Source organism: Metabacillus rhizolycopersici (assembly GCF_020075705.1).
In genome coordinates this window covers 1-3,447 of sequence record NZ_JAIQUM010000169.1, presented here as the reverse complement: position 1 = coordinate 3,447, position 3,447 = coordinate 1, and the positions used below count along the sequence as shown (strand labels likewise).

Annotated in this window: 2 protein-coding genes and 1 pseudogene; 1 reads left to right on the top strand and 2 read right to left on the bottom strand. The window is 34.0% G+C overall.

The window, feature by feature from the left end; translation table 11 throughout:
• Both K9V48_RS27515 and uxaC read right to left on the bottom strand, forming a co-directional pair.
• Positions 1 to 223 (bottom strand): annotated as a pseudogene (locus K9V48_RS27515) (nickel pincer cofactor-dependent isomerase, group 22); the annotation flags it as partial.
• 21 nt (positions 224 to 244) lie between these two features.
• Positions 245 to 1,648: a glucuronate isomerase gene (uxaC, locus tag K9V48_RS27510; protein WP_224142242.1), complete on the bottom strand. Its 1,404-nt coding sequence runs from the start codon at positions 1,646 to 1,648 to the stop codon at positions 245 to 247.
• A gap of 407 nt (positions 1,649 to 2,055) precedes the next feature.
• On the opposite strand from uxaC, the gene K9V48_RS27505 reads away from it, so the two are divergent.
• Positions 2,056 to 3,228 (top strand): ROK family transcriptional regulator, encoded by a 1,173-nt coding sequence (locus tag K9V48_RS27505; protein WP_224142241.1) that lies wholly within the window; start codon positions 2,056 to 2,058, stop codon positions 3,226 to 3,228.
• Positions 3,229 to 3,447 lie beyond the last annotated feature (219 nt).

Below are 3,447 nucleotides of genomic sequence, written 5' to 3'. Positions count from 1 at the left end.
GCACGGTTGTTGCCGTAATTTCTGGGAGGCGATCCAAGCCACGGCTACCTACTGCGATCGCAATTTCCATGCCTGGCTTAATTTTCTGTTCAATCGCATCTCGTTGCAATTTTTCTTTGATTGCTTCGCCAAGATGTTCAATTTTTGAATCGTCAAAATTTTGTCTTACTTTTGCCATTTTAGGTAGTGGAATATCTTTTAATAACTCTTGAAGAATACCCATAAACGCACTTCACTCCTTTGCTTATCTTTCTAAAAAGTAACGTTGAACATTGTTAAATCCGATATTTTTAATCATTTGCTCAAGAATTACTTCGTCATTTGGTGCTTTTCCTTCTTCAACCCATGTCCCAATAATATTACAAACGATGCGACGGAAATACTCATGACGAGGGTAAGATAAAAGACTACGTGAGTCCGTTGTCATCCCAATAAAGTGACCAAGAACACCTAAGTTCGCTAAATCTGTCATTTGTTGTACCATGCCATCGTACTGATCGTTAAACCACCAGCCAGAACCGAATTGAACTTTACCTGGAATTCCCTCTTCGAAGAAGTTTCCAATCATTGTTCCTAATACATAATTATCACGTGGATTTAAGTTGTAAAGGACCGTTCTTGGTAAAGAATTTGTTTGATCTAACGCATCTAAGAAACGAGATAATCCTTCTGCCAGAAGATTGTCACCGATTGAATCTACGCCAGCATCAGCACCAACTAAACGTTGGATTCGTGTATTATTATTTCTGATTGCTCCCATATGTAATTGCATAACCCATTGCTTGTCAGCATACATTTTTCCTAATTCAACAAGAAGAGCTGAGCGATACCCAATGATCTCATCGTTAGTTAATTCTTCATTGTTTAAGCGTTTTGCGAAGATTTCTTCAGCTTCGTCCTTCGAAATCTCTTTAAAAACCATTTTCGGAATATCATGGTCAGACGCACTACAGCCGTTTTCCGTGAAGAAATCAACGCGTTGTTGCATTGCTTTAACTAAACTATTATATGAATCAACTGTTATATTTGAAGCACTCTCTAATTTTTTCAACCACTCTTGGAAAGTTGGTTTTTCAATAAAAAGTGCACCATCAGGACGGAATGTTGGTGCTACTACAAATGGAATAGCTGGATCATTTTTAATTAACTGATGGAATTCAAGCGAATCTGTTGGATCATCCGTTGTTCCAACAAATTGAACATTTGATTTTTCAATAAAACGACGTGGTGTAAAATCTGGTGTTTGTAATTTTTCATTACATTCATCCCAAATTGCACGCGCTGTTTCAGGTGATAACAACGTATCAATACCGAAAAATGTTCTTAGCTCCATATGTGTCCAATGGTACAATGGATTTCCAAATAAATGAGGAACTGTTTCTGCCCATGCCTCAAATTTCTCCCAATCGCTCGCATCACCAGTAATTAGATTTTCGCTAACGCCATGAATGCGCATTGCACGCCATTTGTAGTGATCACCAGCAAGCCAAATTTGAGTGATATTTTCAAAGTTTTGGTTTTCCCAAATTTGTTTTGGATCTAAATGACAATGATAATCAAAAATCGGTAATTCCTTCATAATACTATGGTAGAGTTTTTCCGCTGTCGGATTCGTTAATAGAAAATCTTTGTCTAAAAATGGTTTCATCTTTACTACCTCCAATATTTTTATTATTGACATTCATATTACAGAAAATGACTACTAATTGATGATAACAAACCTTTTAATTATTTCAAAAAATAATTCTCTTCACTTTTTTATAGGTTCATTTTGTTATCAAGTTGTAATCCCTTTCATAAGCACACAAAAAAATATTCACTTTCTTTGTGTAAGTACTTTAATGTTTTCTTCAACTCATCTATAATTAATTTGTTTACAAAACAAATTAATTAACTACATGTAGAATATCATTTCATCTGTTTTTCGTCAATAATTTAGCGCGGAATACCTCGCTAAATTTTCACCATCCTATCTTAGATAGAGATTATTAAAAATAACTGTATAATGAAAGAATGGGATAAAAATGTATAATGAGCTTCAATGGGAGGTTTTGTATGGCAACTGGTGATGCTTCATATATAAAAAAAATAAATAGACGTTTAATCATTAGTAAAATTATTGAACATCGGTTGATTTCTAGGGCTGATTTAGCAAAACTAACAAATTTAACACGATCAACAATTTCCGTGCAAGCATCACACTTGTTAGAGGAAGAATTAATTATTGAATCAGATCAAGAACATACTTCAGTTGGGAGAAAGCCCATCATGCTATCACTAAATCATAACGCTGGATTTGCTTTAGGTATTGATTTGGACTATAGGCATATTACATTTACTTTATCTGATTTATTAGGAAATCCCATTTATGATGATACAATCAAGATTCCAAATTCAGATTATGGAATGATTGTTAAGCTGTTAATTAATCAAATAAAGAAATATGAAGATAAATGTTCTGAAAGTCGTTTCGGGATTATCGGAATCGTCATCGGGATACATGGTATTGTTACGAATGATGAAATCATCAATTTTGTTCCCCAACATAAATGGCATAATAAGAATTTAAAAGATGACCTAGAAAAAGAAGTAGGCATAAAAATCCAAATTGAAAATAACGCAAATTTATGTTCATTTGCAGAAAAAGTATTTAAACATCATAAAAGTATGAATTTATTAAGTGTTAGCATGTACTCTGGGATTGGACTCGGAGTCATGATTAATGGAGAATCCTTAAAAGGCTATCATGGATATGCAGGTGAAATGGGGCACATGATCATCGTCCCTAATGGAAAGTCTTGTAATTGTGGAAACTCAGGCTGTTGGGAACTATATTCTTCTGAAGACAGTTTTTTGAAACAATTAGCGACTATTCATCATCAAAAAAACATGACGTATGAGGATGTTCGAAATTTAATCATTAAGCAAGACCCTTCAACGCTTGAGCAAATGAAACAGTTTATTAAATACTTAGCAATCGGTTTAAATAATATTATTAATTTACTTAATCCGGAGACATTAGTCCTTAATAGTGAGTTACTTAAGCTGTACCCAGATGCAGAGAATAAAATTAAATCCCATCTAACCTCTTCAGTAAGCCACTTCAGTGAACTAGTGATATCTGAATTAGGAAAAAAAGCCTGTGTAATGGGTGCCTGTGCATTAGCTATAAAGAACTTTTTGGAAATTCCAGATTTAAGCTTACATATTAAAAAAACTGATTCCTAATCGACACAAACACGCTAGAGCTAGATGTCGTTCTCTTATCCACAGTACAAGAATTTTATAGTTTCCTAACCAATAAAAAAGATCCCCACCATTGTGATGCACCCCAAAAGTTAGAGTTGAAAATCTAACCTTTGGGGTGTTTATTTATGACTAAATATAGTGATGAATTTAAGATTATGGTAGTTCGAGAATATCAAGAAGGAGAGCTTGGATATCAAC